This window comes from Nonomuraea mesophila (assembly GCF_004352805.1).
Lineage (GTDB): Bacteria > Actinomycetota > Actinomycetes > Streptosporangiales > Streptosporangiaceae > Nonomuraea > Nonomuraea longispora.
In genome coordinates this window covers 1-24908 of the sequence record NZ_SMLD01000138.1, presented here as the reverse complement: position 1 = coordinate 24908, position 24908 = coordinate 1, and the positions used below count along the sequence as shown (strand labels likewise).

The 24908-nt window shown below is 70.0% G+C and carries 20 protein-coding genes; 12 read left to right on the top strand and 8 right to left on the bottom strand.

Annotated elements, in window-relative coordinates; all coding sequences use genetic code 11:
- Positions 1-125: 125 nt before the first annotated feature.
- Both E1295_RS35910 and E1295_RS35905 read right to left on the bottom strand, forming a co-directional pair.
- Positions 126-2654 (bottom strand): FG-GAP-like repeat-containing protein, encoded by a 2529-nt coding sequence (locus E1295_RS35910; RefSeq protein ID WP_132637675.1) that lies wholly within the window; start codon positions 2652-2654, stop codon positions 126-128.
- Positions 2655-2820: 166 nt separating this feature from the next.
- Positions 2821-6708, bottom strand: coding sequence for an ALF repeat-containing protein (locus tag E1295_RS35905; RefSeq protein WP_132637673.1), 3888 nt, complete (start codon positions 6706-6708; stop codon positions 2821-2823).
- Positions 6709-7310: 602 nt separating this feature from the next.
- Between E1295_RS35905 and E1295_RS35900 the strand changes: the two genes are divergently transcribed.
- Positions 7311-7916: an LmbU family transcriptional regulator gene (locus E1295_RS35900; RefSeq protein ID WP_132637671.1), complete on the top strand. Its 606-nt coding sequence runs from the start codon at positions 7311-7313 to the stop codon at positions 7914-7916.
- On the opposite strand, the gene E1295_RS35895 is transcribed toward E1295_RS35900, so the two are convergent.
- Positions 7913-8284, bottom strand: a complete 372-nt coding sequence (locus tag E1295_RS35895; protein WP_132637669.1) for a DUF5997 family protein — start codon at positions 8282-8284, stop codon at positions 7913-7915. The genes E1295_RS35900 and E1295_RS35895 overlap by 4 nt on opposite strands.
- A 55-nt stretch (positions 8285-8339) precedes the next feature.
- Here E1295_RS35895 and E1295_RS35890 point away from each other — a divergent pair, with 55 nt between their 5' ends.
- Entirely contained in the window at positions 8340-9173 is an 834-nt protein-coding gene (locus E1295_RS35890; protein ID WP_132637667.1) for a LysR family substrate-binding domain-containing protein, read from the top strand.
- 88 nt (positions 9174-9261) lie between these two features.
- On the opposite strand, the gene E1295_RS35885 is transcribed toward E1295_RS35890, so the two are convergent.
- The gene (locus E1295_RS35885) at positions 9262-10020 is read right to left on the bottom strand and encodes an SDR family NAD(P)-dependent oxidoreductase (protein ID WP_132637665.1); all 759 of its coding nucleotides are present in this window, start codon (positions 10018-10020) and stop codon (positions 9262-9264) included.
- 55 nt (positions 10021-10075) lie between these two features.
- Here E1295_RS35885 and E1295_RS35880 point away from each other — a divergent pair, with 55 nt between their 5' ends.
- Positions 10076-10678: a TetR/AcrR family transcriptional regulator gene (locus E1295_RS35880; RefSeq protein WP_132637663.1), complete on the top strand. Its 603-nt coding sequence runs from the start codon at positions 10076-10078 to the stop codon at positions 10676-10678.
- Positions 10679-10763: 85 nt separating this feature from the next.
- Entirely contained in the window at positions 10764-12362 is a 1599-nt protein-coding gene (locus E1295_RS35875) for an ATP-binding protein (protein WP_220449063.1), read from the top strand.
- Between the two features lie 35 nt (positions 12363-12397).
- Here the strand turns inward: E1295_RS35875 and E1295_RS35870 are convergent, their stop codons facing one another.
- Complete coding sequence (locus tag E1295_RS35870; protein ID WP_132637661.1) at positions 12398-14065, bottom strand: acyl-CoA dehydrogenase family protein; 1668 nt, start codon at positions 14063-14065, stop codon at positions 12398-12400.
- Positions 14066-14095: 30 nt separating this feature from the next.
- Between E1295_RS35870 and E1295_RS35865 the strand changes: the two genes are divergently transcribed.
- Together E1295_RS35865 and E1295_RS35860 are read left to right on the top strand one after the other, a co-directional pair.
- Positions 14096-14827: a PaaX family transcriptional regulator C-terminal domain-containing protein gene (locus E1295_RS35865; protein WP_132637659.1), complete on the top strand. Its 732-nt coding sequence runs from the start codon at positions 14096-14098 to the stop codon at positions 14825-14827.
- A gap of 305 nt (positions 14828-15132) precedes the next feature.
- Positions 15133-16416 (top strand): M23 family metallopeptidase, encoded by a 1284-nt coding sequence (locus E1295_RS35860; RefSeq protein WP_132637657.1) that lies wholly within the window; start codon positions 15133-15135, stop codon positions 16414-16416.
- Between the two features lie 55 nt (positions 16417-16471).
- On the opposite strand, the gene E1295_RS35855 is transcribed toward E1295_RS35860, so the two are convergent.
- From E1295_RS35855 to E1295_RS35845, 3 genes are all read right to left on the bottom strand, one after another.
- Complete coding sequence (locus E1295_RS35855) at positions 16472-17455, bottom strand: hypothetical protein (RefSeq protein WP_132637655.1); 984 nt, start codon at positions 17453-17455, stop codon at positions 16472-16474.
- Between the two features lie 106 nt (positions 17456-17561).
- Positions 17562-18959, bottom strand: coding sequence for a glutamate-cysteine ligase family protein (locus E1295_RS35850; RefSeq protein ID WP_132637653.1), 1398 nt, complete (start codon positions 18957-18959; stop codon positions 17562-17564).
- A 35-nt stretch (positions 18960-18994) separates the two neighbouring features.
- Complete coding sequence (locus E1295_RS35845) at positions 18995-19183, bottom strand: hypothetical protein (protein WP_132637651.1); 189 nt, start codon at positions 19181-19183, stop codon at positions 18995-18997.
- A gap of 3 nt (positions 19184-19186) precedes the next feature.
- On the opposite strand from E1295_RS35845, the gene E1295_RS35840 reads away from it, so the two are divergent.
- From E1295_RS35840 to E1295_RS35815, 6 genes are all read left to right on the top strand, one after another.
- A complete protein-coding gene (locus E1295_RS35840) occupies positions 19187-20233 on the top strand; it encodes a zinc-dependent alcohol dehydrogenase family protein (RefSeq protein ID WP_132637649.1) in 1047 nt (348 codons plus the stop codon).
- Positions 20234-20271: 38 nt separating this feature from the next.
- On the top strand, positions 20272-21240 hold the full coding sequence (locus tag E1295_RS35835; RefSeq protein ID WP_132637647.1) for an aldo/keto reductase: 969 nt from the start codon (positions 20272-20274) through the stop codon (positions 21238-21240).
- A 38-nt stretch (positions 21241-21278) separates the two neighbouring features.
- Complete coding sequence (gene polX / locus E1295_RS35830; protein WP_132637645.1) at positions 21279-22958, top strand: DNA polymerase/3'-5' exonuclease PolX; 1680 nt, start codon at positions 21279-21281, stop codon at positions 22956-22958.
- Positions 22959-23176: 218 nt separating this feature from the next.
- Positions 23177-24223, top strand: a complete 1047-nt coding sequence (locus tag E1295_RS35825; RefSeq protein ID WP_132637643.1) for a sulfite oxidase — start codon at positions 23177-23179, stop codon at positions 24221-24223.
- 382 nt (positions 24224-24605) lie between these two features.
- Positions 24606-24797, top strand: a complete 192-nt coding sequence (locus tag E1295_RS49220; protein ID WP_166427574.1) for a hypothetical protein — start codon at positions 24606-24608, stop codon at positions 24795-24797.
- Positions 24794-24908: NAD(P)-binding protein (locus E1295_RS35815; RefSeq protein ID WP_132637639.1), on the top strand; the 115-nt coding region annotated here is incomplete at its 3' end. The genes E1295_RS49220 and E1295_RS35815, both read left to right, overlap by 4 nt.

Sequence of the window (24908 nt, the reverse complement as noted above, 5' to 3'; positions counted from 1 at the left end):
GAGGGACGGTGAAGCCGCGGGCGTCTGATCCGAACCCCGTCGGCGAGACGGCGCGAGCTGGCGCACCGCAACCATGCGATAACTCTGAGCGAGATGCTGCAGCACCACCGGCCCCTGTGGCCCCCTCAGCCGATGGCGATGACGGTCCAGCCGGTGCCGACCTGGTAGCGGCTGCCCAAGCGGCCGTTGCCCTTGCCGGGATAGACCCAGAGGTTGCCCTTGGTGTCGATGCCGACCAGGTCGGCCTCCCCGTCGCCGCTCAGGTCCATGGCGGTGACCTTGTACTTGCTCCAGCCGGTGCCGGATTGGGTGCGCTCGGCGAGGGTGACAGCGGTCTGGCTCTTGTTCGCGTAGAACCAGAGCTCGCCTGATCTGTCGATGGCCATGACATCGGGCCGGTCGTCGTTGTTGAAGTCGGCGGGGAAGATGCGGTAATCGGTCCAGCCGCGCGAGCCGATCCGGACCCTGGGGCCCCCGTCGGGGTAGTACCACAGCTCGCCGGTGGCGTTCTTGATGCTGAACAGGTCGGGATGCGGGTTGCTGTTGGCGTTGCCGGCGGCGAGGACGTACTTCCTCCAGCCGGTGCCGATCTTCTCCCTGGCTGCGCTCAACAGGCGCGCGCCCTCATTGTGATACATCCACAGGATGCCGTCGGGGCGGAACATGACGAGGTCGGCCAGGCCGTCGGAGTCCCAGTCGGTGACGGCCCATTTCGCGGTACCCCATCCGCTGCCGATCTTCTTACGATGGGCGACGCTGACCGTGTTCGATCCGCCGTGGTTCGGGTACATCCACAGGGCACCGTCTCTGTCGGTGATGATGACATCGTTACGGCCGTCGCCGTCGAAGTCGTGGTCGTTCTTCGCGGGCGTACGCGAGACCCGGTTCCAGGCATGGAGAGTGGACAGGACGCCGTCGAAGTGGCCGCCGAGGCTCGTGGCGCCGGTCTTGTGCGCGCCAACGCGCAACGCGCCGGTGGCCTTCCACTTGGTGGTGTGGTGGATGCTGGCCACGTTCTCTCCGTTGACCCAGAGGATCACGACGCCGGTGGCGGCGTTGTAGGTCACGGTGGCCTGCGACCAGACGCCTGCCGGAGCGGTGCCCGCGGGTGCGCTGACCGTGTCCCAGACGGGACTGGCCACGTCCGATCGGCTCATGGCGAAGCGCCAGGCTCCGTTCTCGACCCAGAGTCTGAAGCCGGCGGTTCTGGATCCGTCCTGGGACAGTACGGTGCCACCGGCGGTGGTGGGTTTGGCCCGGGCGCTGAGACTGAAGTCGGCGTCGGTGACGACGGCGGGGCCACTCGCGGACAGCGACCCGGTGGTGCCGTCCAGTTCGACGGCCGGGCTGAAGGAGTCACCGGTCTTCCAGGTCACACCGCTGGTGGCGGTCAACGGGAGGCCGGTGCCGGTGAAGGCGCTGTCGGCACTGACGCTGACGGCGGTGCCGGAAGTAGCGTCGGAGGGGAGGTCGGCCAGGGCCCAGGTGTGATCCGCCGTGCCGGCGGTGATGGCGTCGACCCAGGTCGCGAGATCGTCGGTGCGGGCGGCGGTGAGGGCGCTGTCGCTCCCGTCGGCGCCGGGGCATCCGGCCTGGCCCGCCTGACTGAGCACTGCGGCGAGCTTGCCGCCGTCGAGGACGGGCGCGCCGGCCATCCCGCTGCACACGAGCGGGCCGGCTTCGGCGGTCAGTGCGGTGGCGGTGGCGTCGGTGAAGGTGATCTGCGCGCTGCCCTGCAGGTCGGTGGTCCAGTCGCTGTCCGTCATGGCGGCACGGCTGTAGCCGACGGCGGACATCTCGACACCGGTGGGAGCTTCGGTGGCCGGCTGGATCGGGGTGATCCCCTCGATCGGGGCCGCCAGCCAGGCGAGGACCACGTCACGGCCGGGACGAGGGCTCAGCCAGCCGACCTTGGTGGCGTCCTGTCCGGGGAACACGACATGGGTCTCGCTGCCCGGCGGGCCCTCCGCCAGTTCGGGCTGGTTCGGATCGGCGGCCAGACAGCTCGCGGCGCTGAGCGCCCAGCTCGGCGCGACCAGCGTCGCGGTGCACTCCCGGCCGCCGGCGGCGAGCTTGCCGACCGCCGGCTCCGCACCGCTGACCGGCGCGGGTCCGGTGCCGGTACGCAGTTGCAGCAGCATGGTCGGCGACGCCTCCGGATCCGCTCCCAGGCCTACCTGCGTGCTGCCGTCCGGATCCACCTCGACGGTGAGCTCCTCGCCGTCGTCGGTACGCAGTTCCGCGGTCACCTCGTGACCGGTGCCTTCACGCTGGCCGTCGCCGCGGATCTCGTACACGCCGGGGACTTCGAGGTTCAGCACGCCGGAGGAGGAGGTCACCTTGAAGCAGACCCGGCCGATCCCGTCCGCGCCGATGGCTTCGTCAGTGGTCCAGAGCTTCAGCAGGCCGGTGTCGCCCTCCGCCGGCGTGGCGCAGTCTGCCAGGAGGATGTGCCCGTCCCCGGAGATCAGCCTGACGTTCTGAGCCTCCAGGATCTCCGCCGCCCCGGGGTAAGGGGGAACGCCGTTGCCCACCAGCGACGGGCGCGAGATCGCGGATGCGCCGGCCGGCGCGGGTCCGACAGCTACTGATAAGGACGCTGCCATCACTGTGGCGACGCCCAGCGTCGCCCAGCGTGGTGGCGAGTTCGTCATCACAAACCTCCGGTGTTTCCTGTCGCGGACCGCGTCCACCGTCCGCGAATCACGTTGAGAACGTGTGTGGCGGGCGCCGCCGAATCCCGCGGCTCACGAACGTGAGCCGGATCGCTCGTAACCTCGTTCAGGCTGCGGAGTGCCGCCTGAACGGGTCGCTCTTGGTTCATCCGACCAGAACACCGACGCGCTCTCTTGCCGGACTGGCGATCGGAGCGCACTCGGACTCCTTGCGGATCACCCGCTCCTCCACCATCCTGATCACGTCGATTACGATGATCTTGGTGACGTTGGAGTTTTTCAGGAGCTCTTTGCATTCGTGTCTCAGCCAGACGCTCTTCTCGCGCACGTCTCTACCGAGAACCACCCTGACCTCGCCGGAGGCGCGCCGGGCATAGGCAATGGAGACCTGGTCCCACGCGTCGTCGACCGCTTCGCGCATCACGCCTTCCTTCTTCTCCCATTCCGCCTGCGGAATTCCACGGCGCGTCATGAGGCCTTCAAGCGTGGTGCCGCCCATTCTCGGTGCGAGGTCCTGGGCGACCTTCCCGGCGCTCACCCACTCGCCGGATTCCCCCTTGGTGCGGCCGGACCAGAAGAAGGCGGTGCTCCTGGCGCTGGAGTAGTCGCCGGCGAACATCGCCCGAATATCCGCGAGGACTACACGTTGCTTCTGCAGACGCAGGGCTTTTTGAATGTCAGAGGCCGCGTTCGAACCTGTTCTGGAGGCCGTGTAGGCGTTCTTGATGAGCCGGAAGCCGGCGCTGAGCAGCTTGCCGATCCCGGCTATCACCAGCGATTCGAGCGCAATAGTGCCCAGGTTGAGCAGCGTCTTGGCCAGCGATTGATCACCACTGATCAGGCGATAGACCTCGAGGCCCACCTCGCCGAGGGTGAGTGCGCCGCCGCAGATCCCCGTCACAGCACAGCCGGCGAAGACGGTCGTTCCGTACCACGCGAGACCGGGGGCCAGTGCCCCGACGACCATCTCGTAGACGAAGACGAGGCTCTGCATCCCTTCGAACGAAGGGTCCAAGGTGGAGTTGATGCAGTTCTGGTAGAGCCTGCTGTCCTGCGGATACAGGTCACAGAAGCCGGAGTTGATGTATGCCCGCGTGGGCAGCTCCTCCGGGTTCACGTACATTTCCGCGCAGTTTTGGGCCCACTCGGGATTGTCGAGTACGAGGTCCCAATCGGGGGCGTCTTCGTCGGTGTAGTCGTTGACGCACTTCATCATTTCCGTGGCGAAGGCGAACTCATAGGCCTCGTAAGCCTCGTTCGCCGCTGCGGCGGCGGCCTCCGCATCCTCACCTGCGTCGACGGCTGACTGGTAGGCGGCGCGTGCGGCACGGTTGGCCTTATTGGCGGCGGCGACGGCATTCTGGTGAGAGGCGATCGCCCAACTGGCCGATCGGATGGCGCTGCGCGCCGAGGCTGTGGCGCGGGTGGCCGCCTTGCGGGCGGTCTTGACCGAGGCCGCGGCCTTCTCCACCGAGGCCACGGCTTGGCCGGCGTAGTTGTTGGCCTGGTTGGCATACCCGGCGGCGCGCTTCGCCGCTTCCAGCGCCTGCTTCGCGTAGGACGCCGCCTGCGTGGCGTCGTCGCGGGCGCGGGCGGCCACGCTCTGCGCTTCCAGCGCATTCTCCACGGCCGTCTCGGCGACCTCGCTGACTCTCTTGAGCAGGCCGCCGACCACAGCGAGGTGGATCGCGCTCTCGTGGTCCCGCTCGGCCGCGGTGTAGTGGCCGGTGGAGAGGAACTTCCGCAGGCTTGGAGGCGGTCCCTCCAAGGCGATCTGCGCAGCCGCCTTCACCTCCGGCCCGCTGTCCGGGCTGGCCAGGATCTGGTTGACCCGCACCCGGTCGCCGATGGCAGCCGCGGTGTGCCGGCCGGTGTCGAGGAAGTCCCGCAGTGCCCGGGGCGTGTCGGTGTCGAGGGCCTGCTGTGCCCGCTCCGCCAGCACGACGTCACCGTCCGCTTCGGCCGCGGACAGGATCTGGTTGACCTTCAGCCGCTCTGCGGCGTAACGGCCGGGATAGTCCTGCGTACGCAAGAAAGTCGCGACCGCCTGGTCGTCGCCGTCCAGTGCCTTGTCGGCCGCTGCCGCGAGCGCGGGGTTCTCGCTCACCGCCAGCTTCGTGACCGCGACGCGGTTGTCCTGGGCCGCGGCGTCGGCGATGCCGGTGCGTACGAACCGCAGCGCGAAATCGTCGGAGCCGCCCAGCGCGGTCAGCGCCGCCTGCTTGGTCCAGGCGCCCTGGCCGCCGGCCAGGTTGAGCGCCACCTTGCGGGCCGCCGTCACCGCGGCGGCACGCTCGGTGCCCGGGTCCAGCGCCACGGCGATGAGCCTGTTGGTCTCGGCATCGCGTTTGGCGGCTTGGTCGACGTCCCAGTCCGCGATTTGTTGCTGCGCCTCGTACTCGGCGGCCGCGGCGCGGGCGGTCTCCAACCCCTCGTCCCGGGCCACCGCCAGGCGCTCTTCGTCGGCGGTGCGCGCCGCCTCGTACACCTCGGCCGCCTGATTCGCGGTGGCAACTGCCTCCTGCGCGGCTGCGATGGCGGCGTTGGCATGCTCGGTGGCCCGATTCGCCGCGTCCGCGGCCTCACCGGCGTGCTCCGCGGCTTCGAAGGCCGCGGCTGCCGCGGCCTCGGCGTTGGCTGCTGCCCGGTTGGCGGCGTCCCGCGCCTTGAATGCGGCCTGAACGGCCACCGCGAGGTATTTCTCGGCCGCCCGTGCCGCCCGGACCGCCCGCTCGGCGTTGGCCCGCGCCTTGGCCGCCGCGGCAACCGCCTCCTGGGCCGCGGCGCCGGCCGCGTTGGCATGCCGGACCGCCTCGTCATTGGCGATCGCTGCCTCAAGAGCGTGCTGGGCCGCGGCATTGGCGGAGTCGATGGCCTTCTGGCCGTTCTGGATCGCCCTGCCCGCCGCTTCCGCCCGGGAGGCGAAGTCTCTCGTCGCCTGGGCGATCGCGTTGGCTTGCTGCGCCGCCTGCCGTGCGACGTCCGCCCTGTTGGCATCCACGGACGCCTCGGCAGCGGCCCGATACGCCGCGGCGGCTTTCTCATTGGCCCTCGACGCCATCTGCGCGGCGCGTGCCGCCGCGTTGGCGGCGGCACGCGCCGCCCGGTTCGCCGCCGCCGCGGCCTGAACGGCCACCTGTGCCGCCGCGGCGGCTTTCTGTGCCGCGGCCGCCGCCCGCTTGGCCTGCGTCTTCGCTTCGGCCATGTTGTCGCGCGCGGCCGCGGTCGCGGCGGCGGCCTCCGCCGCGGACCGGCGCGCCGCGGCTGCGGCGTCCCTGGCGCGGTCAGCCTCGCTGGTGGCGCCGGCGGTCTCCTGCGCCGCCACCTCGCCGGCCGCCTTCGCCTGTTCGAGGAGGTCTTCCAGCGTCGCGGTCTCCTCGTCACGCGCCGACGCCACCGCCCAGCCGTAGACGAGGAAAGCCTCCAGCGCTTCCGGCGTATCCGCGTCCAGCGCCTTCTGAGCGGCGGCGCGGACGTGCGGGCCACCGGTCTTGACGGCCTGGTTGACCCGTAATCGCTGGTCGGTGTTCCACTGCGTCTGCCAGCCGTTCTCCAGGAACTCCCGCATCGCCTGCGCGTCTCCGGAGTCCAGTACGGTCTGCGCCGCCTTCTTGACCTCGGGCCCGCCCGCGCTCATCAACTGGTTCACCGACACCCGCGCGTCGATGTCGGCCGGGCCCTGCCATCCGCTCGCCAGGAACGTGCTGATCGCGCTCTCATCACCTGCCGCGTCGGCGTCCAGGGCGGCCTGAGCCTTCGCCCGCAGAGCGGGACCGCCGTTGCTGATGATGCTCGCGAGCCTGTCCCGCTCGTCGAGACGCAGGGCCTTGCCCCATCCTTCGGCCAGGAACTGGCCGACCTGCTCGTCCGAACCGAGCAGCGCCGCCTCGGCCGCCGCCCGGACCTGCGGCCCGCCCTCTTGCCAGGCCGCCACCGCGTGGGAGCGTTCAGAGGCCACCGGCCCCTCGGCATATGCCGGCATCGCCCGCAGCAGGTTGCCGAGCAGAGCCAGGACCACCAATACCGCGATCATCGCCTGACGACGAACCACACCAGGACGTCCTGGTCCATTCAAGACCGGCGTCCACGCACGCACATTACGCCGCACCGCGGCCTCCGTCACCGCTCGGGAATTTCGCACAACGAAAGCGCCGAAAGGCGAAGCCGACCACCGCCCGTTCAGCACGGCGGAGTATCACACGATGCTCGAATGCCAGGCAAGCTCGAACGTTCACACAGCGGATCACGCCGATGCGGTAATGGCGAAGAAGCCGACGTCGGCGAGTTCACGGATAAGGACGTGATAGCGTGCGGCGGAGTTCTCCGCGAACCGAACGCGGCCTCCCGAAATAACAGCGCGTGAACCACGAGTGCCTCCGAGTCGCGGAAGGACCCGGCACAGGGACGCGACGTCACAATGGTGCGGCACCGAGACGGCATCTGCTGCCACAGCTTCTTGACCAGGCACACGAGCCGATATACCGCAAACATACCGGGCTTCTCTAGGCTCGTTTCGCGCCTGTCCCGACTGACCAGGGCGTTCTCGTTCTCGCTTCATGACCTTGCGGCTGGAGAACAATGCTCAACACGGACGCACTTCCCTCGCGCGATCGCGGTCGAGCGAGAAGGGAATCGATGGCCAACAGGCTTGGTCTTGAGCCTTCCGTCCGGGCCGGAAGAATCGGCCTGTCAATCCCCGCGGGCCTGCCGTTCGACACGTGGGAAAAAATCGGTGACCAGTTGAGAGTGATCGGCGACTCCTCCGCGTGGTGGCTGGGAGATTGGCTGGTCTACGGTGAGACGAGTTTTCCCGACCGGTATCGGCTGGCCATATCCCAGACCCATCTGGCCTACAAGACGCTGCGCAACTATGCATGGGTTGCCCGGAATGTTCCGATGTCCCGTCGACGGGACGCGCTGAGCCTGCAACACCACGCTCAGGTCGCCGCCCTTTCCGGGGACGAGCAGGAGCGATGGCTGGCGCGGGCGGAGGAGGAAGGCTGGCCGCAGAGCAGACTGCGCAAGGAGATCCAGGCAAGCCGAGCTCGCACTGCCGATTCCGAACCCATCAAAGTGGCCGTCACCGTCCACATCTCCTTCGAGCGGGAGCGAAGGTGGAGGGCGGCCGCGCAGGTCGCATCCGTGTCCTTACCCGAGTGGATCGCGCACACCTTGGACCATGCGGCAGGCCATGTTGACGGCGACATGGCCATCGGCGCGAGCGGCGCGCAGGCGGTCTAGCTCTGCTTGAGGCGCTGCGCCTCTTTGCGCACCTCGGCCTGGACGGAACGCTCGTGCTCCAGCCACGCGGGATTCTCCGCCTTGATCGCGTCGATCTCGGCGGTGGTGAGCGGCTCGGTGATCCCTGCTCTGGCGAGGCCGGAGATGGAGACCCCGAGCTTCGCGGCGACGACCTGCTTGGGGTGCGGGCCGTTGCGGCGCAGATCGGCGAGCCAGGCGGGCGGGGCCGCCTGCATCGCGTTCAGCTCGCTCCTGGAGACGACGCCTTCCTGGAACTCGGCGGGTGTGGCCGAGAGGAGGATGCCCAGTTTCTTGGCCGCGGTCGCGGGCTTCATGGTCTGGGTCGACTTGGGTTTGGGCGACGTCATGGAGTCCAGGGTAGTCAGTAAACGGTGGTCTTCCTGACGTCGCTACTCTGACGGAGTGACTGACGAGGAGACCGGCGACGTTTTCCGGCTGGCGTACGCGCCGGGGGTGACGCCCGCGAAGTGGGCCGGCATCTGGGCCGAGAGGGTGCCCGGCGTGCCGCTCGGCCTGGTCTCGGTTCCCGCCGCCGACGTGGTGGAGCTGCTGCGCGGCGGAGGTGCCGACGCCGGGTTCGTCCGGTTGCCGATCGAGCGGGACGGGCTCAGCGTGATCCCGCTCTACGTGGAGACCACGGTGGTCGTGGTGCCGAAGGACCACGCGGTGACCGCGGCCGACGAGGTGACCGTCGCCGATCTGGCGGACGACGAGGTGTTCCGTCCGCTGGACGACGTCCTCGACTGGGCGGCGGCCCGTCCCGGACGGCCCGCCTTCGAGCGCCCGCCCACGACGGCGGACGCGATCCGGCTCGTCGCCGCCGGGACGGGACTCGTCCTGGTCCCCCAGTCGCTGGCACGCCTGCACCACCGTAAAGACCTCACCTACCGGCCGGTGACGGACGCGCCGCAGTCGCAGGTGGCGCTGGCCTGGCCCACGGACCGCACGACCGATCGGGTGGAGGACTTCATCGGCATCGTACGCGGCCGCACGGCGAACAGCTCGCGCGGCCGCGCCACCGCGACGCCGCCGGAGAAGCCCGCCCAGAAGTCGGCGCAGAAGTCGGCGCAGAAGCCGACGCAGAAGCCGACACAGAAGCCGACGCAGAAGTCGGCCCAGCAGTCGTCGTCGCAGCGGCAGGCTCGCAAGGCCCAAGGGGGTTCCGGCCGCAGGTCGGCGCAGTCCGGTCGTGGTGTGAACGGCAAGGGCGGCAAGAAGGGCCGGCGGTCCCGCTGAACTGAGGCGCCGTACAGGCCGGGCCCCCGCTCAAGGGATGCGCCGGTCGGCCGCGCTCGTCCATAGGCGCGCGCCGGAGGTTTCACCGTTACCCGGCGCGCCCCGCGTGGCCCGGGTGACCCGCCATCGATCGAACGAGTTCCTCCAACCGCTGGGCTTCACCCGGATCCGCATCCACCTTGATGGGCTTGCCCTTCTTGTACGCGGTGAGCCGCTCGGCGGGGGGATCGTCGATGAGCGCGGCGATCGGGGGCACGGCCTCGGCCGCGGGCTGGGCGAACAGCGCCGACGCCGCGCGGACGATGCCCCGTACCGGCTGCCGGAAGGGCCGGTGCAGGCCGGTCGCCACGAAGACCGGGTTGTAGAGCACGTACCGTGTCCGCTCGGAGGCGTAGGCGGCGCCGAGAAGCGCGCCGGCTCGGGCACCCTGCATGATGGCGGTCAAAGGGCGATATCTGGTGGTCAGCTGGAGATCGTCCCAATGGATGCGGCCGGGGCCGGTCCCGCACAGGTTGACGATCACCGGCCGGCCGGCCCGATCGAGCGAGGTGCGCAGGGACACGGCCAGAAGCCAGCGGCTGAGCACGTAGAGGGCGAAGGTCGCCTCGAAACCCTCCTCGGTCTCGATCCTCCTCGGCTGGTATCTAAATGCGCCGAGCACCAGAGCGTCGATCACCGGGTGTTCCGCGCTCACCCGGTCGGCCAGGTCACGAGTCTGCGCGAGCGAGCTCAGGTCGGCGTCGCGGCTGCCCACCGCGATCACCCGGTCGCCCCGCTCGTCGTAGTGGCGGGCGAGGGCCCGGCCGATGCCGTGAGTTCCACCGGTGATCAGGATGGTTCGGGCCATAAGTTGAGACTCTCCTCAAGTTGAATAGAGCCTCAACTTAGCTAGGCTGGCGGGCATGCGCAAGGACGCCGTACACAACCGCGAGCGACTCCTGGAGGCGGCCCGGCGGTTGTTCGCCGACCGAGGGCTCGACGTACCGCTCGAAGAGATCGCCCGTACGGCGGGGGTGAGCATCGGAACGCTCTACAACCGCTTCCCCACCCGGGAGGACCTGGTGGAGGCGGTCTTCGAGGACCGGGCGGCCACGGTCGCCGCGATCGCCGAACGCGCCCTGACCATGGACGACCCCTGGGAGGGCTTCGTCGCGTTCCTCACCGGCGTCTGCGAGTTGCAGGCGGCCGACCTCGGCTACAACGACCTCGCCGCACGCGACGGAAAGGGAATCGAGCCGATGGTGCGCATCATCGAACGAGCCCAGGAAGCCGGGGCCCTGCGCGGTGACGTGACGCTCGCCGACATGAGCTTCGTGATCTGGGGCGTGGCAGCGACCGTGCGGGCCACGTACGGGACCGTACCCGGAGCCTGGCGGCGGCACCTCGGCCTGGCCCTCGACGGCCTACGCTCGACCGCGGCACACGAGTTGCCCGTTCCCCCGATGTCGATCCCCCAGGCGCGGGCCCTGATGAACGATGCCTCTAGGCCTCCAGCGGGCCGATGACAGAGGGCAGGTGCGCCTGTCCCTGACCTGGAGCATCGATGCGCAACCGCACCATCGGAACGGCGCCAGATGACATTATGTGTCCATGCGGCCACCCGGAGCTAAATACTTCAACACCACCGGCCCCTGCGGCCCACAGCACCACTACATGCTGCCCCCCACGCAGCGACTCCCCCAGGCACGGGTGCTCATCGACATGGACCGCTACTTCGTGCTGCACGCGCCCCGTCAGACCGGCAAGACCACCACCCTGCGCACCCTGGCCTCCGAACTGACCGCCGAAGGTGACACCGCCGCCCTGCTGTTCTCCTGCGAACGCGCCAAGACGGCCGGCGACGACTACCCCGCCGCCGAGTCGCTGCTGCTGGATGCCCTGCGCGAGGCCGCCGAACGGACGGGATGGCCGAAGAAACTGCTGCCGCCGGATCCCTGGCCGCAGGTCACACCGGGCAGCCGGTTCGGCTCGGCGCTGAGCGAGTGGTGCCGCCGCAGCCCACGCCGGGTGGTGCTCTTCCTCGACGAGATCGACGCCCTGCAAGGCAACAGCCTGATCAGCATCCTCAGCCAACTCCGCGACGGCCACAACGCCCGGCATGAAAGGCATCCGTTCCCCGCGTCCGTGGTGTTGTGCGGCCTGCGTGACCTGCGTGACTACAAGATCGCCTCCGGCGGCGACCCCGGCCGCTCCAACCCCGCCAGCCCGTTCAACATCGTCGCCAAGTCACTGCGGCTGGGCGACTTCACCGCCGACCAGATCGGCGAGCTCTACGACCAGCACACCCAGGCCACCGGCCAGGAGTTCACCAAGGACGCGATCGACCGGGTCTTCGAGCTGACCCAGGGACAACCCTGGCTGGTCAACGCCCTCGCTCACGAGATCACCTTTGAAATGGGGGTGGCCGGCGCCATCACCGCCGGACAGGTGGACGCGGCCAAGGAACGGCTGATCCGCCAGCGTGCCACCCACCTGGACGCCCTGGTGGCCCGGCTGCACGAACCACAGGTCCAACGGGTGATCGAACCGATCGTCGCGGGAACGTGGCCGGGCACGGACACGTCCTTCGACGATGACGTCTCCTACGTGCACGACCTCGGCCTCATCCGGGGGACCAGGGACATGGTGATCGCCAACCCCATCTACCGGGAGGTCCTCCTCCGGGTCCTCGGCGATCGTACGGAACGGTTCGTCAAAGCCGACCCGCACAGCTTCGTGCTCCCCGACGGCCGCTTCGACCTGGCGCGCCTGCTGGAGGAGTTCGTCGTGTTCTGGCGCGAGCACGGCGAGGTCCTCATTCAGCAGGAGGGCTACCACGAAGCCGCCTGCCAGATCATCCTCATGGCCTTCCTGCACCGCCTGGTCAACGGCGGCGGCCACCTCGACCGCGAATACGCCGCCGGCACCAAACGCCTCGACGTACTCGTACGCTGGCCCCACACCACCCCGGACGGCGAACGGCGGACGCAGCGCGAGGCCATGGAGCTCAAGGTCTGGCGAGCAGGGGAGAACGACCCGAAACCCGAAGGCCTCGCCCAGCTCGACCGCTACCTCGACCGCCTCACCCTCACCACCGGCGTGCTGGTCATCTTCGACCGCCGCCCCGAAGCCCCACCCTGGAACGAACGAGGAAACTTCGAGGAAGCGACCACACCGTCCGGCTGCCACATCACCGTCCTGCGCGCGTGACCCCCCACGACAATCCCGGGCCGATCAGGCGGGACTCACAGCGTGACGGCTCCCGCGACGAGATCGTCGAAGTGGCCCGGGTTCCCGGCGGGGCGGTCGAGGCCGCGCAGGGGGCCGTGGTCCATCAGGTGGGCCTCGGCGTACAGGCGGGCCACGAGCGCCTTGCGGCCGTCGTCGAGCCCCCAGCGGGCCTGGTCCTCCAGCAGCGCGGCGGCATAGACGTCGACCATGAACTGCGCCAGCGGGTAGAGCCGCTCCTCAGCCACCTCCCGGTCCAGCGCGTGCCACGTCTCGATGGCCTTGGCCAGGTCGTCGACGCGGGCGCCGACCAGATCGGAGGTGGCCAGGGAGCGCAGCCGGTCGAGGAAGGGCAGGTGCGCCTGCTCCTTGAGCATGGCCCGCCGTACGTCGAGGCAGAGGATGTTGTCGCCGCCCTCCCAGATCGGGTTGACCTGCGCGTCGCGCAGCAGCCTGGCCACCGGCCACTGCTCGATGTAGCCGTTGCCGCCGTGCACCTCGATCGCGTCGCCGGCGGCGGTGACGCCGAGACGGGCGGCGCGCAGCTTGACCAGGGCGGGGGCGAGGCGGAGCCGGGGGCTGACGTGTGCGTCGAACACCATCGCCTGCGCCGCCTCGACCTCGACGATCAGCTCGGCCAGCTTGCGGCGCATCAGCGGCTGCTCGATGAGCGGCCGCCCGAACGCCTCGCGTGCCCTGGCGTAGCAGATGGACTCGACCAGCGCCCGCCTGGCCACGCCGAGGCCCATCATGGCCACGCCGAGCCTGGAGGCGTTGGTGAGCTTCATCATGGTGCCGATCCCCGAGCCGGCGCCCGGCTCCGATCCGGCCAGCAGGAACGCCTCCGCCCCGGCGAACTCGACCTCGGCCGAGGCGACGGACCTGGTGCCGAGCTTGTCCTTGAGCCGCCGGATGCGCACGCCGTTGCGGGTGCCGTCGCGCCGCTCCCACAACACCAGGAAGGGTGCCACCTCGCCCTCGGGCAGCCGGGCGAGCACGACGAACGCGGAGCCGTTGGCGTTGGAGGCGAACCACTTGAGCCCGGAAAGACTGAACGCCTCGCCGGTGGGGACGGCGGCGGCTTCGAGGGCGGCCAGGTCGGAGCCGCCCGTCCGTTCGGTGAACATCTGAGCGGCCTCGCCGGAGTAGAACCCGTTGGCGAAGATCTCCCGCACCTTTTCGCGTACGTCCTCGGGCGCGTACTTCTCGGCCAGGGAGACCACCATGTCGCCGCCCGTGCCGAGCGCGCAGCCCATCCCGATGTCGGCCTGGTCGAGCAGGTACGTCCACGCGGCGGCGAGCGTGGACGGGTCTGCCCCGTGCGCCCGCGCCTCCTCGGCGAACGACGGCGCGGTGAAGTTGTCCTCCATGAGCGCCTGCCTGGCAGTCAGGAACGACGGGGGCATGACGACCTGGCTGACGTCCCGGCCCCACTTGTCGTACTTCTCCAGCCGCGGCGGGTTGCGGTCGGTCTCCTCCGCGCATGCGGCGACGAGCCCGCCCATCAGCGCTCCGAGCCGGTCGAGGTGCGGCTCCGCCCAGGCGAAGCCGTCGCCGAGGTGGCGCCGCATGAGCAGGCGGAGCGTGGGGTCGCAGGCCCACCAGTTGCGCCCGGCGGCGCCCTGGTAGCGCTCGGTGGCGTAGCGGTCGCTGCCGTCGAACGGCTCGGTGAGATAGCGCCTCATATCCGGAGTGTTACATATACTCGACACGCGATGGAAGAGCGTAACACCCTGAGCGCCAGGTCGGCCGTGCTGAGCGCGCTGCTGGGCAGCCACCCGCCCCGCCTGCCGGCCCGCCACCTGGTGCGCATCGGCGCGCTGTTCGGCATCGCCGAGGGCACGGTGCGGGTGGCGCTGTCCCGCATGGTCGCGGCCGGCGACCTGGTCCAGGAGGACGGCTTCTACACGCTGTCGCAGCGGCTGGTCGAGCGCCAGGCCAGGCAGGACGAGAGCCGCGACCCGCACACCAGGCCGTGGGACGGCACGTGGGAGGTGGCCGTCGTCACCGCCGAGCGGCGCGCCCCCGCCGACCGGGCCGCCTTCCGGCACACGATGACCGCGCTGCGCCTGGCCGAGCTGCGCGAGGGCACCTGGCTACGGCCGGCCAACCTGGTGCGCGGCCCGTGGCCGGAGATCGTCACGGCGCAGTGCACGCTGATCGACGGCCGCCCGCACGACGACCCCACGCCCCTGCTGTGGGACCTGGACGGCTGGGCCGCCGAGGCCCGCCAGCTGGAGCGCGCGCTCGACCACGCGCTTGACCATCGGGGCGGGCTGGCCGAAGGCTTCGTCGTGTCGGCCGCGGTGCTGCGCCACCTGCTGGCCGACCCGCTGCTGCCGGACGAGCTCCTGCCACCCGGCTGGCCGGGCGCGGAACTGCGGGTCCGCTACGACGCCTTCGACCGCCGTTACCGCGAGTTGCTGACCCGGCATTTCAGCGACTGACCCGCTCGGCCATCACCGGCGCGATCGCCCTCAGACCCGGGCCTGCGCACTGGGAAACGGCAGAAAAAGGGCGACATACCGCCGATATACCGCCGAAATTTATGGTCGCTTCCGCACAGAACTCGTTCGATAACGAACGGAGGCGGAGTCGCACCGATAGTGAACATTTTCTTAACGGTTTCTCACCGTAAGTTATCACACCAGTTAACGTCCAAAAAATCCTGCGGCAGTGTCGCACGGCGGTTCCCATCCGCCCTTGAACCCTCGGGACGAATCACATGACCTTATCGACATCCTCATTACGCGTGGTCGTCACCACGGCACTGATCGCCGCTCTCGGCGTCTTCGGCGCGGCGAGCCCCGCGATGGCCGCGCCCGACCTCCAGCTCCCCTTCCCCTGCGGACAGAAGTGGCAGCTGAACACCTGGGCGCACGCCCCCGCACTCGACATGGTGAAGGAGCCCGACCAGCGCGGCACCGAGGGTGCCACCCTGATCGCCCCGGCCGCGGGGAGGGTGAACCGGTCCTTCTACCACGACAACGCGGGCAACATGGTCCAGATCGATCACGGCGGCGGCTATTTCACCACGTACATCCACCTGCAGTCTCGTTCCGTCTCGACAGGGGACAGGGTGCAGAGGGGAACGGTGATCGGCAAGGTCGGCAAGACCGGCCCGACCTCCAACGGACACCCGCACCTGCACTTCGAGCTCGGCTACGACTCCAACGGCGATGGGTCGGCCTCGTGGGGATACAAGGGCTCCGAACGGGTCAGACCGACCATCAACGGCGTTTCCTACGGCCAGGCCAACGGCCGGGAGTGGAACAACGTCGAGAGCCACAACTGCCCCGAGCCTTCACCCGAGGGCGTCGCATCGGTCTACGGCGTCACGCCGGAAGGACGGCTGACCTACACCGCCATCGACGCGGCCACCGGACGCCGCACCCACGGCGCCGTACACTCCACCGCCACCCTCGGCTTCACCCCCAAAGCCATGGCCACACTCAACTTCAACACCCTCCTCGTCACCAAGGACAACGACCCAGGAGGCAAGCTCTACCGCGTCGACATCCGCACCAACCGCGACACCCTCACCTTCGACCCACCCGTCTACCTCGCCAGCGGCTACACCCACGACCTCCTCGCCTACGACGGCAAGAACCACCTGTACGGCATCGCCAACGGAACCCTGCGCCGCTACACCCTCACCGCCACCAAACCCACCAAAACCTCCATCACCGACAACACCGTCATCGGAAAAGGCTTCACCCTCAAAACCCTCACCACCACCGCACCCGGCTGGCTCCTCGGCACCACCACCCAAGGCGAACTCATCTCCTACCAAATCCACGGCGCCGGCAACTGGAAACGCCACCAACTACGCGACACCACCTGGCAGGTCTTCGACCACCTCCTGTCCCCCGGCGCAGGCCTCTACTACGGCCACCACCGCGACAACTCCATGCACAGCTACCACGACGCCAACCCCCACGACGGCCGGGACGACGACCTCAGAAAACAGACCACCGTCGACACCAAAGGCTGGAGCCAGACCCTCCTGTCCGCCCAACCCGCCACCGTGACCTGAGAGCACACGGGCCCAGGGGGTGAGGCTGTTTCCGCCCTCCGGGCCCGCATCCCGCTCAGAGGCCGACCCCGAAGATCACTCGCTTGCCCGGATATTCGGTGACGCTCCACAGCTTGCCGTCCTGCACGGCCAGGTCCTCGGGCCCGATCGGGAACGGCCTGGTCCGCGACGTGTCCCCGGCGTGGACGATCAGCTTGCCGTTCGTGGTGGAGCCGGCCGACTGGCTGAGGTACCACGTGCCGCCCGACGACAGCGCCCCCTGGATCTTGGGCTGCCCCATCACGAACGCGTCCTGCGGCTCACCGCCCGCCAGGTCCAGGGGCCAGCGCGCGACCCAGCCGCCGGGGTCGTCGCCCCGGAACTCGCCGGTGATCAGCAGCGGGGTGGAGCCGCTGCGGTCGACGGACACGAACGAGAAGCGCGGCCCGGCCGTGGCGACCTGCCACTGGTCGGTCTGCGGGATCACGTACCGGTAGCCGAAGGCGTGCAGCTTGCCGTCGTGCCGCCCCGCCCGTTCAGGGTCGCCCAGGTCGTTCTGGGCGGTGCTCAGGTCGAGGAGGTTGCGCAGGTCGAAGACCCGCAGCCCCCTGACGGTGTCGGCGACGTAGAGCAGGTCGCCGTGGCAGGCGACGCCGCCCGCGTGGATGTCGATCGGCCCGTACGAGCCGTCGGGCCTGGCCGCGACCAGCAGCGCGTGCCGGTACTTCAGCGTCTGCGGGCTCAGGAAACTCACCCTGATGCCCCGCTCGCCGGCCTCCGGCCGGAAGTACCAGCTGACGACGAACACCGGCACCCCGAGGGTGCCGGAGTCCTCCCCGCCGGTCAGGCCCTGCGGATACCAGTCGGTGGTGCGCTGGTCGCCGGTGTCGAAGGCGTACCACTCGGCCGGCTTCGGCTGCATCGATCCCAGCGCGCCCGCCGCGCCCCGGCGTACGGCTGTCCGGTTGGCCTCGGTCAGCACCGCCTGAACGGAGGCGGCGCCGATCTCTCCCGCCAGTTTGGCCGCACCTTCGGCCAGGTCTCCGGTCGCTCGCGACAAGGCATAGGGGGCCTTATCGGTAGGAACCATCCCCTTTGCCGCCATATCTCCCTCACTTTCCCGTCCCTTGACTGTGTTTGACGGAACAGAGAGGGCGTAGGTTGCGCTATTCCCACAAATGCACGGGCAATCCCGAAAGTGCCAGCTCGCGGTAGCGGCGCACGAGCCGCTCCCAGTCGCCTCCGAAGCGCGCCAGCGCCTCGCGCTGCCACACCGAGCCCGTACGCCGCAGCCGGGTCCGCTGCTCGATGACGCCCAGCGCCCGGTCGGCGTCGTGCGCCGCCACCCCGGCCCCGAGCAGCCCCTCTCGCGCCTCGGGCAGCAGCGCGAGCACCAGCTCGCCCGCCTCGAACTCGGCGTCGCCGCCCGGCCACGACAACTTGGCGTCCAGGCCGCTCATGGCCGCGCGGTAGAAGTTCTGGTACGCCTGCGCGAAGCGGTAGCCGGTCAGGTCGCGCTCGGCCTGCGACAACGTCAGGCCCAGGAGGAAGGCCGTGTTCGCGGCCATGTCCGCGCACGAGGGGCCAGCGGGCAGGGCACGCATCTCGATCCGCAGGTGGCCGCTGTCGGCCGGGTCGTAGACGGGCCGGTTCCACTGCCAGATGGTGCCCTGGTGCAGCCGGAGCTCGGGCACCTCGTGCGGGCGGGGGTCCTCGGTGAGGTCGGGCACGATCGGCTCGTAGTCGCGTACGTACCGTTCGAACAGCTCGTGCGCGCCCTCGTGCACCCAGTCCGAGCCGAACGTGACCCGCCCGTCCCTGCGCCCGAGCCGCGCCACGTCCCGGTCGTCGGCGGCCTCCTCCATCAGCGCGATGCGGGTCTCCTCCCACAGCTCCCGCCCCAGGAAGAACGGCGAGTTGCCGCAGACGGCCAGCACCGGGCCGATGGCGAGCTGGGCCGCGTTGAACAGCCTGGCGAACCGCTCGGGCGGTGTGCGGATGTGCACCTGCCACGAGGTGTTGGCCGCCTCGAGGATGACGTCCTCCACCGACAGCTCCAGGTCATCGATCTTGACGAGGAACGGTTCGAGCCGCAGCCGGCGAAAGCCTCTGCTCATGGCGCGGTAGCGGTTCTGGTCGCTCATCGCGCCCACCGTGAAGTCGTCGGCGCTGAGCGTCGGCAGGATGCCGATGGGCAGGGCGCCGCCGCCCTCGACGGCGCCGTCCACCTTGCTGATCGTCTCCTGGACCTCGGCGCTCAACGTCTCGAACGGCGTGCCCGCCAGCGGTGTCGGGGTGAGGTTCACCTCGAGGTTGAAGCGGCCGAGCTCCAGCACGACCCGCTCGTCGCCGAGCGCGTCCCGCACCTGGCTGTTGCGCGGCAGCGGCCTGCCCTGCCCGTCGATGAGGAACAGTTCGAGCTCCGCCCCGATCGTGGCGGGGCCCTGCCCGAAGCCGGGGGTGGCGAGCAACTCGCGGAGCACGCCCACCTGCTCCTGGAGGCGTTCACCGAAGCTGACGTACTCCGCTTCGGTGAAGCGCTCCTTGTCCAGATCTCGTCCCATGCCCCCTAACTGTCCTCGTCTTCATGGTTGACACCTCACCAGGGCAGGACACCGTCATCCTGCTGGTAGGAGCCCGTACGCCCGCCCGCGCCGGGCATCGCGGGCCGTACGGAGATCTCGATCCGCTCCCCGGCCGCCCCGGCGCTCGCCTCCCCCGCGCCCTGACCCGGCCCGCCGTCGCGCCGGGGCCTTGCGCGAGCTGCGGGAGTTGACCCTAAGCTCATGAGATGAGAGCGGTTGCCTTTGACATCTTCGGTGGCGAGCTCGACGTCCGCGAGCTGCCCGACCCGTCGCCCGCCCCGCACGGGGCGGTGATCAGGGTCGAGGCGACGGGGTTGTGCCGCTCCGACTGGCACGGCTGGCAGGGCCATGACCCCGACATCACGTCCCTCCCCCACGTCCCGGGGCACGAACTGGCGGGCGTGGTGGAGGCGGTCGGCTCCGACGTACGCGGCTGGCGGCCGGGCGCGCGGGTGACCGTGCCGTTCGTCTGCGCGTGCGGGTCCTGCGCGGCCTGCGTCACCGGCGACCAGCAGGTGTGCGAGCGGCAGACGCAGCCGGGCTTCACCCATTGGGGTTCGTACGCCGAGTTCGTGGCCGTCCACCACGCCGACGTCAACCTCGTCGCGGTGCCCGAGGACATGGCGTACGTCACCGCCGCGGGGCTGGGCTGCCGCTTCTCCACCGCCTTCAGGGCCGTGGCGCAGGTCGGGGAGGTGCGTCCCGGCGAGTGGGTGGCGGTGCACGGATGCGGCGGCGTGGGCCTGTCGGCTGTGATGATCGCGACGGCGGCCGGGGCGCGCGTGGTGGCCGTGGACATCAGCACCGACGCGCTGCACCTGGCCGAGCAGGCGGGCGCGACGCACTTCGTCAACGGCTCGGCCGGCGACGCGGCGGCCCAGGTCAGGGAGCTGACGAGGGGCGGCGCCCACCTGTCGGTCGACGCCCTGGGCAGCCCCCAGACGTGCGTCGCCTCGGTGGAGAGCCTGCGCAGGCGGGGCAGGCACGTACAGGTGGGGCTGCTGCCTGGCGCGCCGACGCCCGTGCCGATGGACCGCGTGATCGGCCAGGAGCTGCGGCTGCTCGGCAGCCACGGCATGGCCGCGCACGCCTACCCGCCGATGCTGGAGCTGATCAGGGCCGGCGTCCTCCATCCCGACCAGCTGATCACCCGTACGATCGGGCTGGCCGACACCGGCAAGGCGCTCGCCTCGATCGGCTCGGTGCCGGGCGTCACGATGATCGTTCCCCGGGCTCCGCACGGCGGGTCCTGAGCCCCGGGCTCCCCGGACCGCAGTCATAGGGTGATCTCATGGACTACGCACGACTTGGCAACACGGGCTTGAAGGTGTCGCGGATCTGCCTCGGCATGATGAGCTACGGCGATCCGGCCCGCCAGAAGTGGGCCTTGCCACCGGCGCAGGCCGAACCGCTGATCCGCAGGGCCGCCGAGGCCGGGGTCGACTTCTTCGACACCGCCGACATCTACAGCAGGGGCGAGAGCGAGGTCGTGACCGGCGAGGCGCTGCGCGCGATCTTCCCGCGGCGCGAGGACTACGTGCTGGCCACCAAGGTCTTCTTCCCCATGGGCAAGGGCCCCAACGACCGCGGCCTGTCGCGCAGGCACATCCACGCCGCCATCGACGCCTCGCTCGCCCGCCTCGGCACCGACTACGTCGACCTCTACCAGATCCACCGGTGGGACGACGAGACGCCCATCGAGGAGACCATGGAGGCGCTGCACGACGTGGTCAAGGCGGGCAAGGCGCGCTACATCGGCGCCTCGTCCATGTGGGCCTGGCAGTTCGCCAAGGCGCAGCACGTGGCCGAGGTGCACGGCTGGACGAAGTTCGTCTCGATGCAGCCGCACTACAACCTCCTCTACCGCGAGGAGGAGCGCGAGATGTTGCCGCTCTGCGCCGACCAGGGCGTGGGGGTCATCCCGTGGAGCCCGCTGGCGCGCGGCGTGCTCGCCAGGGCGGGCTCCGACGCCACGACCACCAGGACGGGGTCCGACGCGCGCATCGACTACCTGTACGACCCGGAGAACGACAAGCTCGTGATCGACCGGGTGGCGCAGGTGGCGCGCGACCGCGGCCTGCCGCCGGCGCAGGTGGCCCTGGCGTGGGTGCTGCACCAGCCCGCCGTGACCGCGCCGATCGTGGGCGCCACGAAGGACCGGCACGTCGACGACGCGCTGGCCGCCGTGTCGGTGACGTTGTCGGCCGACGAGCTGGACTTCCTCGCGGCCCCGTACCGGCCGCGTGCGGTGCGCTTCTGACCGGCGGGATTGTCGGCCCGGGATCCTAAGGTGGTCCCATGCGGACGAATGAGGAAGCAGCGGCGGCGCTGCAGGAATACGCGGAGCTGTTCGCGCTCTGCGGCGGCGACGCCTTCCGGGTGCGGAGCTACCAGAAGGCGGCCAAGGCGATCGCGGGGTTCCCCGAGGACATCTCGGCCGCCGACGTGCGCGCCGTCCCCGGCGTGGGCGAGGCGATCGCCAAGAAGATGGAGGAGTTCCTGCGGCGCGGGAGCTTCCGGCAGCTCGACGAGCTGCGCGGCCGGGTGCCCGAGGGCGTGCGCCGGCTGACCCGGGTGCCGACGCTGGGGCCGAAGACGGCCATCATGTTGTTCGAGGACTTCGGCATCGACTCCCCCGTGGCGCTGAGCGAGGCGATCACCGCCGGCCGCCTCGACGGCGTCAAGGGGCTCGGCCCCAAAACGCTGGCCAACCTCCTCAAGGGCGTCGAGCAGCTGGAGCAGTCGGGCCGCCGGGTGCACATCGGCGTCGCCATGTCGCTGGCCGAGCAGGTGATGGCCTCGCTGGAGGCCGAGCGCATCGCCTACGCGGGTTCGTTGCGGAGGATGAAGGACACGATCGGCGACATCGACATCCTCGCCGTCGCGCCCGAGTCCATCATGGCCGCCTTCCGCGCCCAGCCCTACGTCGCCGAGGTGATCGCGGCGGGCGACAAGAAGACCTCGGTCCGCACGACGTCCGGGGTCCAGGTCGACCTGCGCGTGGTGCCGGCCGGATCGTGGGGCGCGGCGATGCAATACTTCACCGGCTCCAAGGAGCACAACGTCGCCATCAGGGAGATGGCGGTGAAGAAGGGCTGGAAGCTGTCCGAATACGGGCTGTTCGAGGGCGACCGGGTGATCGCCGCCGCGTCCGAGGAGGACATCTACGACGCGCTCGGCATGCAGTTCGTGCCACCGCCGCTGCGGGAGGACGGCGGCGAGGTCAAGGCGGCGCTGCGCGGCGAGCTGCCCGCCCTGGTGGAGCTCGCCGACCTCAGGGGCGACCTGCACACCCACACCGACCTGACCGACGGCATCGCCTCGCTGGAGGTCATGGTGGCGGCCGGCCACGCCCGCGGCTACTCCTACTACGCGGTCACCGACCACGCTCCCGACCTGGTGATGCAGCGGATGACCCTGGACAAGGCGCTCAAGCAGCGCTCCGAGCTGGCCGAGCTGCAGCGCGGACATCCCGGCATGCGGCTGCTGCACGGCACCGAGCTCAACATCGCGCCCGACGGGTCGGTCGACTGGCCGGCGGAGGTCCTGCGCGAGTTCGACGTGTGCGTCGCCTCGGTGCACTCCCACTTCGGGATGCCGCGCGACGAGATGACGCGCCGCTTCATCGCCGCCTGCGAGAATCCGTACGTCGACATCATCGGCCACCCCACGACCAGGAAGATCGGCAAGCGCCCGCCCGTCGACGCCGACTGGGACGCCGTCTTCCGCGCGGCCGCCCGCACGGGCACCGCCATGGAGATCGACTCCTACCCCGACAGGTCCGACCTGCCGGCCGACCTGGTGCGGCTGGCCAGGCACCACGGGGTCAAGTTCTCGATCGACAGCGACTCGCACGCGATCCCCCACCTCGCCCACCAGCGGTTCGGGGTGGGGATCGCGCAGCGGGCGTGGCTGACCACCGACGACGTCATCAACACCTGGCCGCTCGACCGCCTCCTGGCCTTCCTCGGCCGCTGACGTCCCCGGGCGGCCGTTCCAGGGGCGGGCGGCCGTTCCGAGGGTGGCGCCGTCAGGCATGCGCCCCTGCAGGCCGGGGCAGGAATGCTGCCTGGGACATACCTGTGGAACGTTCCCTAACCGGTCGGACACGGATTGCGGTAAGGAGCCCCGCCACCGCCCGAGAGGAGATTAAATGGTTTACAGGTAGGAAATAGCGAGTGCTGGAGGTGACGTACATGAAGCAGGCCACGGCGACGATCGTGAAGCCGCTGCCCGACCACCTGTTCCGGGTGCACGGCCAGAGCGCCGAGATGAGGTGGCAAGCCATGTCCGGGGTGGGCTACCACACCCCCAACGAGCGGTTCTTCGTGCGCAACCACACCTTCACACCGCTGATCGACGCGACGACCTGGCGGCTGCGCGTCCACGGCGCGGGGGTGCGATGGCCGCGCGAGTTCGGCTACGACGAGGTGCGGGCCATGCCGTCGCGGACGCTCGACGTGGCGATCGAGTGCGCGGGCAACGGCCGGCGGTTCTACGGCACGCAGCAGCACGACGCCGCTCCGGGCACCCAGTGGGGGCTGGGCGCGGTCGGGGTGGCGCGCTGGCGGGGCGTGCTGCTGAAAGACCTGCTCAAGGAGGCAGGCGTGCGTCCCGAGGCGGTGGACGTGCTGCCCACCGGCCTCGACGCCCCGTTCGAGCACCACGGGCACGTACGCCGCCCGCTGCCGATCGGCAAGGCCATGGCCGACGTTCTCGTCGCCTACGAGATGAACGGCGTGCCGCTTCCCGCCGACCACGGCTTCCCGGCGCGGCTGGTGGTGCCGGGATGGGTGGGCGTGGCCTCCATCAAGTGGCTCGGCGACATCGAGGTCGCGACGAGCGAGCTCCGGACACCGTGGAACACGGTCTTCTATCCCGAGGTCACGACCAACCCGGCCAAGAGCGCTTTCGAGCTCGCCTGGAACGCCCGCGTCCCCGCCGGCGGGCAGCGCATCCTGCACGGGCGCTCATGGTCGGGGCGGGGGCGGATAGCCCGGGTCGAGGTCAGCCTCGACGGCGGGGCGAGCTGGCGCGAGGCCGAGCACCACGGCCGGCACCTGGTCAGCGCCTGGCTGCCGTGGCACATCGCGTGGGCTCCCCGGCGCACGGGGCCGCACGTGCTCATGGCGCGCGCCACCGACGCGAGCGGCGCCACCCAGCCGCTGGTCACGCCGCGCCACCCCTTCGGCTACCACTTCGACGCCGTGGTCCGCCATCCCGTCGAAGTGGTCGCCGGATAACGACCAGCACAGAACGTTAGGCCGGGACAACGCATACAGGGGAATTCCAGATAAGCGCCGAATTTGTGCATTTCCGGGGTGACGACTGCCCGCGCCGGGCATTGGTGGCGTCGTCGTTTCGCTGCTGAATGCGCCGGTCGCGGCGCGTGAATGGCCAGGTGTCCGATAAAGCCGCCGTGCGCTTTTGCGCCCGCCGTCGCGCCGAGGTGAGCGGGTCCGCGACCCCTTGCGAAAAAGCCTGTTTCGGGAACCCCCTCGGGCTGAGCGCCGCACTGCGTGCCTGCGGCCCGCTGGACTCACCGTAGATCTCGTACGCCGCCGCGCAGCAGGCGGGGCTGCTCCGCGCCGGCTCGTGCAGGGCTGCTCCCCGCTGGAGACGGGCGTGCGCCTGCTGCCCGCCGCGCTGGCCGCGATCGTCGCCTCGCCGCTGGCGCCCGGGGTGGCGGCCCGGCCCCCACGAGATCGCCTCAGCCCCGGAGGAAGGGAGGCGCGACAGCGCGCCGAGCAGGTGATGTCACGTCCGCGGCGCCTTCTTCCCTCTTCATGGGGTGACACGGAAGAGGAGGACCTGTGACGAAGAAGATCGTGGTAATCGGCGGCGGGCTGGCCGGGCTGGTGGCGGCCGTCGTCTGCGCGGAGGCGGGTGCGGAGGTGACGCTGCACGAGGCGCACCGGCGTCTCGGCG

Excerpts from the sequence above, each read along its gene's own strand:
- E1295_RS35910 (WP_132637675.1), bottom strand. The coding sequence starts at position 2,654 with ATGACGAACTCGCCACCACGCTGGGCGACGCTGGGCGTCGCCACAGTG.
- E1295_RS35905 (WP_132637673.1), bottom strand. The coding sequence starts at position 6,708 with ATGATCGCGGTATTGGTGGTCCTGGCTCTGCTCGGCAACCTGCTGCGG.
- E1295_RS35900 (WP_132637671.1), top strand. The coding sequence starts at position 7,311 with ATGGCCAACAGGCTTGGTCTTGAGCCTTCCGTCCGGGCCGGAAGAATC.
- E1295_RS35895 (WP_132637669.1), bottom strand. The coding sequence starts at position 8,284 with ATGACGTCGCCCAAACCCAAGTCGACCCAGACCATGAAGCCCGCGACC.
- E1295_RS35885 (WP_132637665.1), bottom strand. The coding sequence starts at position 10,020 with ATGGCCCGAACCATCCTGATCACCGGTGGAACTCACGGCATCGGCCGG.
- E1295_RS35880 (WP_132637663.1), top strand. The coding sequence starts at position 10,076 with ATGCGCAAGGACGCCGTACACAACCGCGAGCGACTCCTGGAGGCGGCC.
- E1295_RS35875 (WP_220449063.1), top strand. The coding sequence starts at position 10,764 with ATGCGGCCACCCGGAGCTAAATACTTCAACACCACCGGCCCCTGCGGC.
- E1295_RS35870 (WP_132637661.1), bottom strand. The coding sequence starts at position 14,065 with ATGAGGCGCTATCTCACCGAGCCGTTCGACGGCAGCGACCGCTACGCC.
- E1295_RS35865 (WP_132637659.1), top strand. The coding sequence starts at position 14,096 with ATGGAAGAGCGTAACACCCTGAGCGCCAGGTCGGCCGTGCTGAGCGCG.
- E1295_RS35850 (WP_132637653.1), bottom strand. The coding sequence starts at position 18,959 with ATGGGACGAGATCTGGACAAGGAGCGCTTCACCGAAGCGGAGTACGTC.
- E1295_RS35845 (WP_132637651.1), bottom strand. The coding sequence starts at position 19,183 with ATGAGCTTAGGGTCAACTCCCGCAGCTCGCGCAAGGCCCCGGCGCGAC.
- E1295_RS35840 (WP_132637649.1), top strand. The coding sequence starts at position 19,187 with ATGAGAGCGGTTGCCTTTGACATCTTCGGTGGCGAGCTCGACGTCCGC.
- E1295_RS35835 (WP_132637647.1), top strand. The coding sequence starts at position 20,272 with ATGGACTACGCACGACTTGGCAACACGGGCTTGAAGGTGTCGCGGATC.
- polX (WP_132637645.1), top strand. The coding sequence starts at position 21,279 with ATGCGGACGAATGAGGAAGCAGCGGCGGCGCTGCAGGAATACGCGGAG.
- E1295_RS35825 (WP_132637643.1), top strand. The coding sequence starts at position 23,177 with ATGAAGCAGGCCACGGCGACGATCGTGAAGCCGCTGCCCGACCACCTG.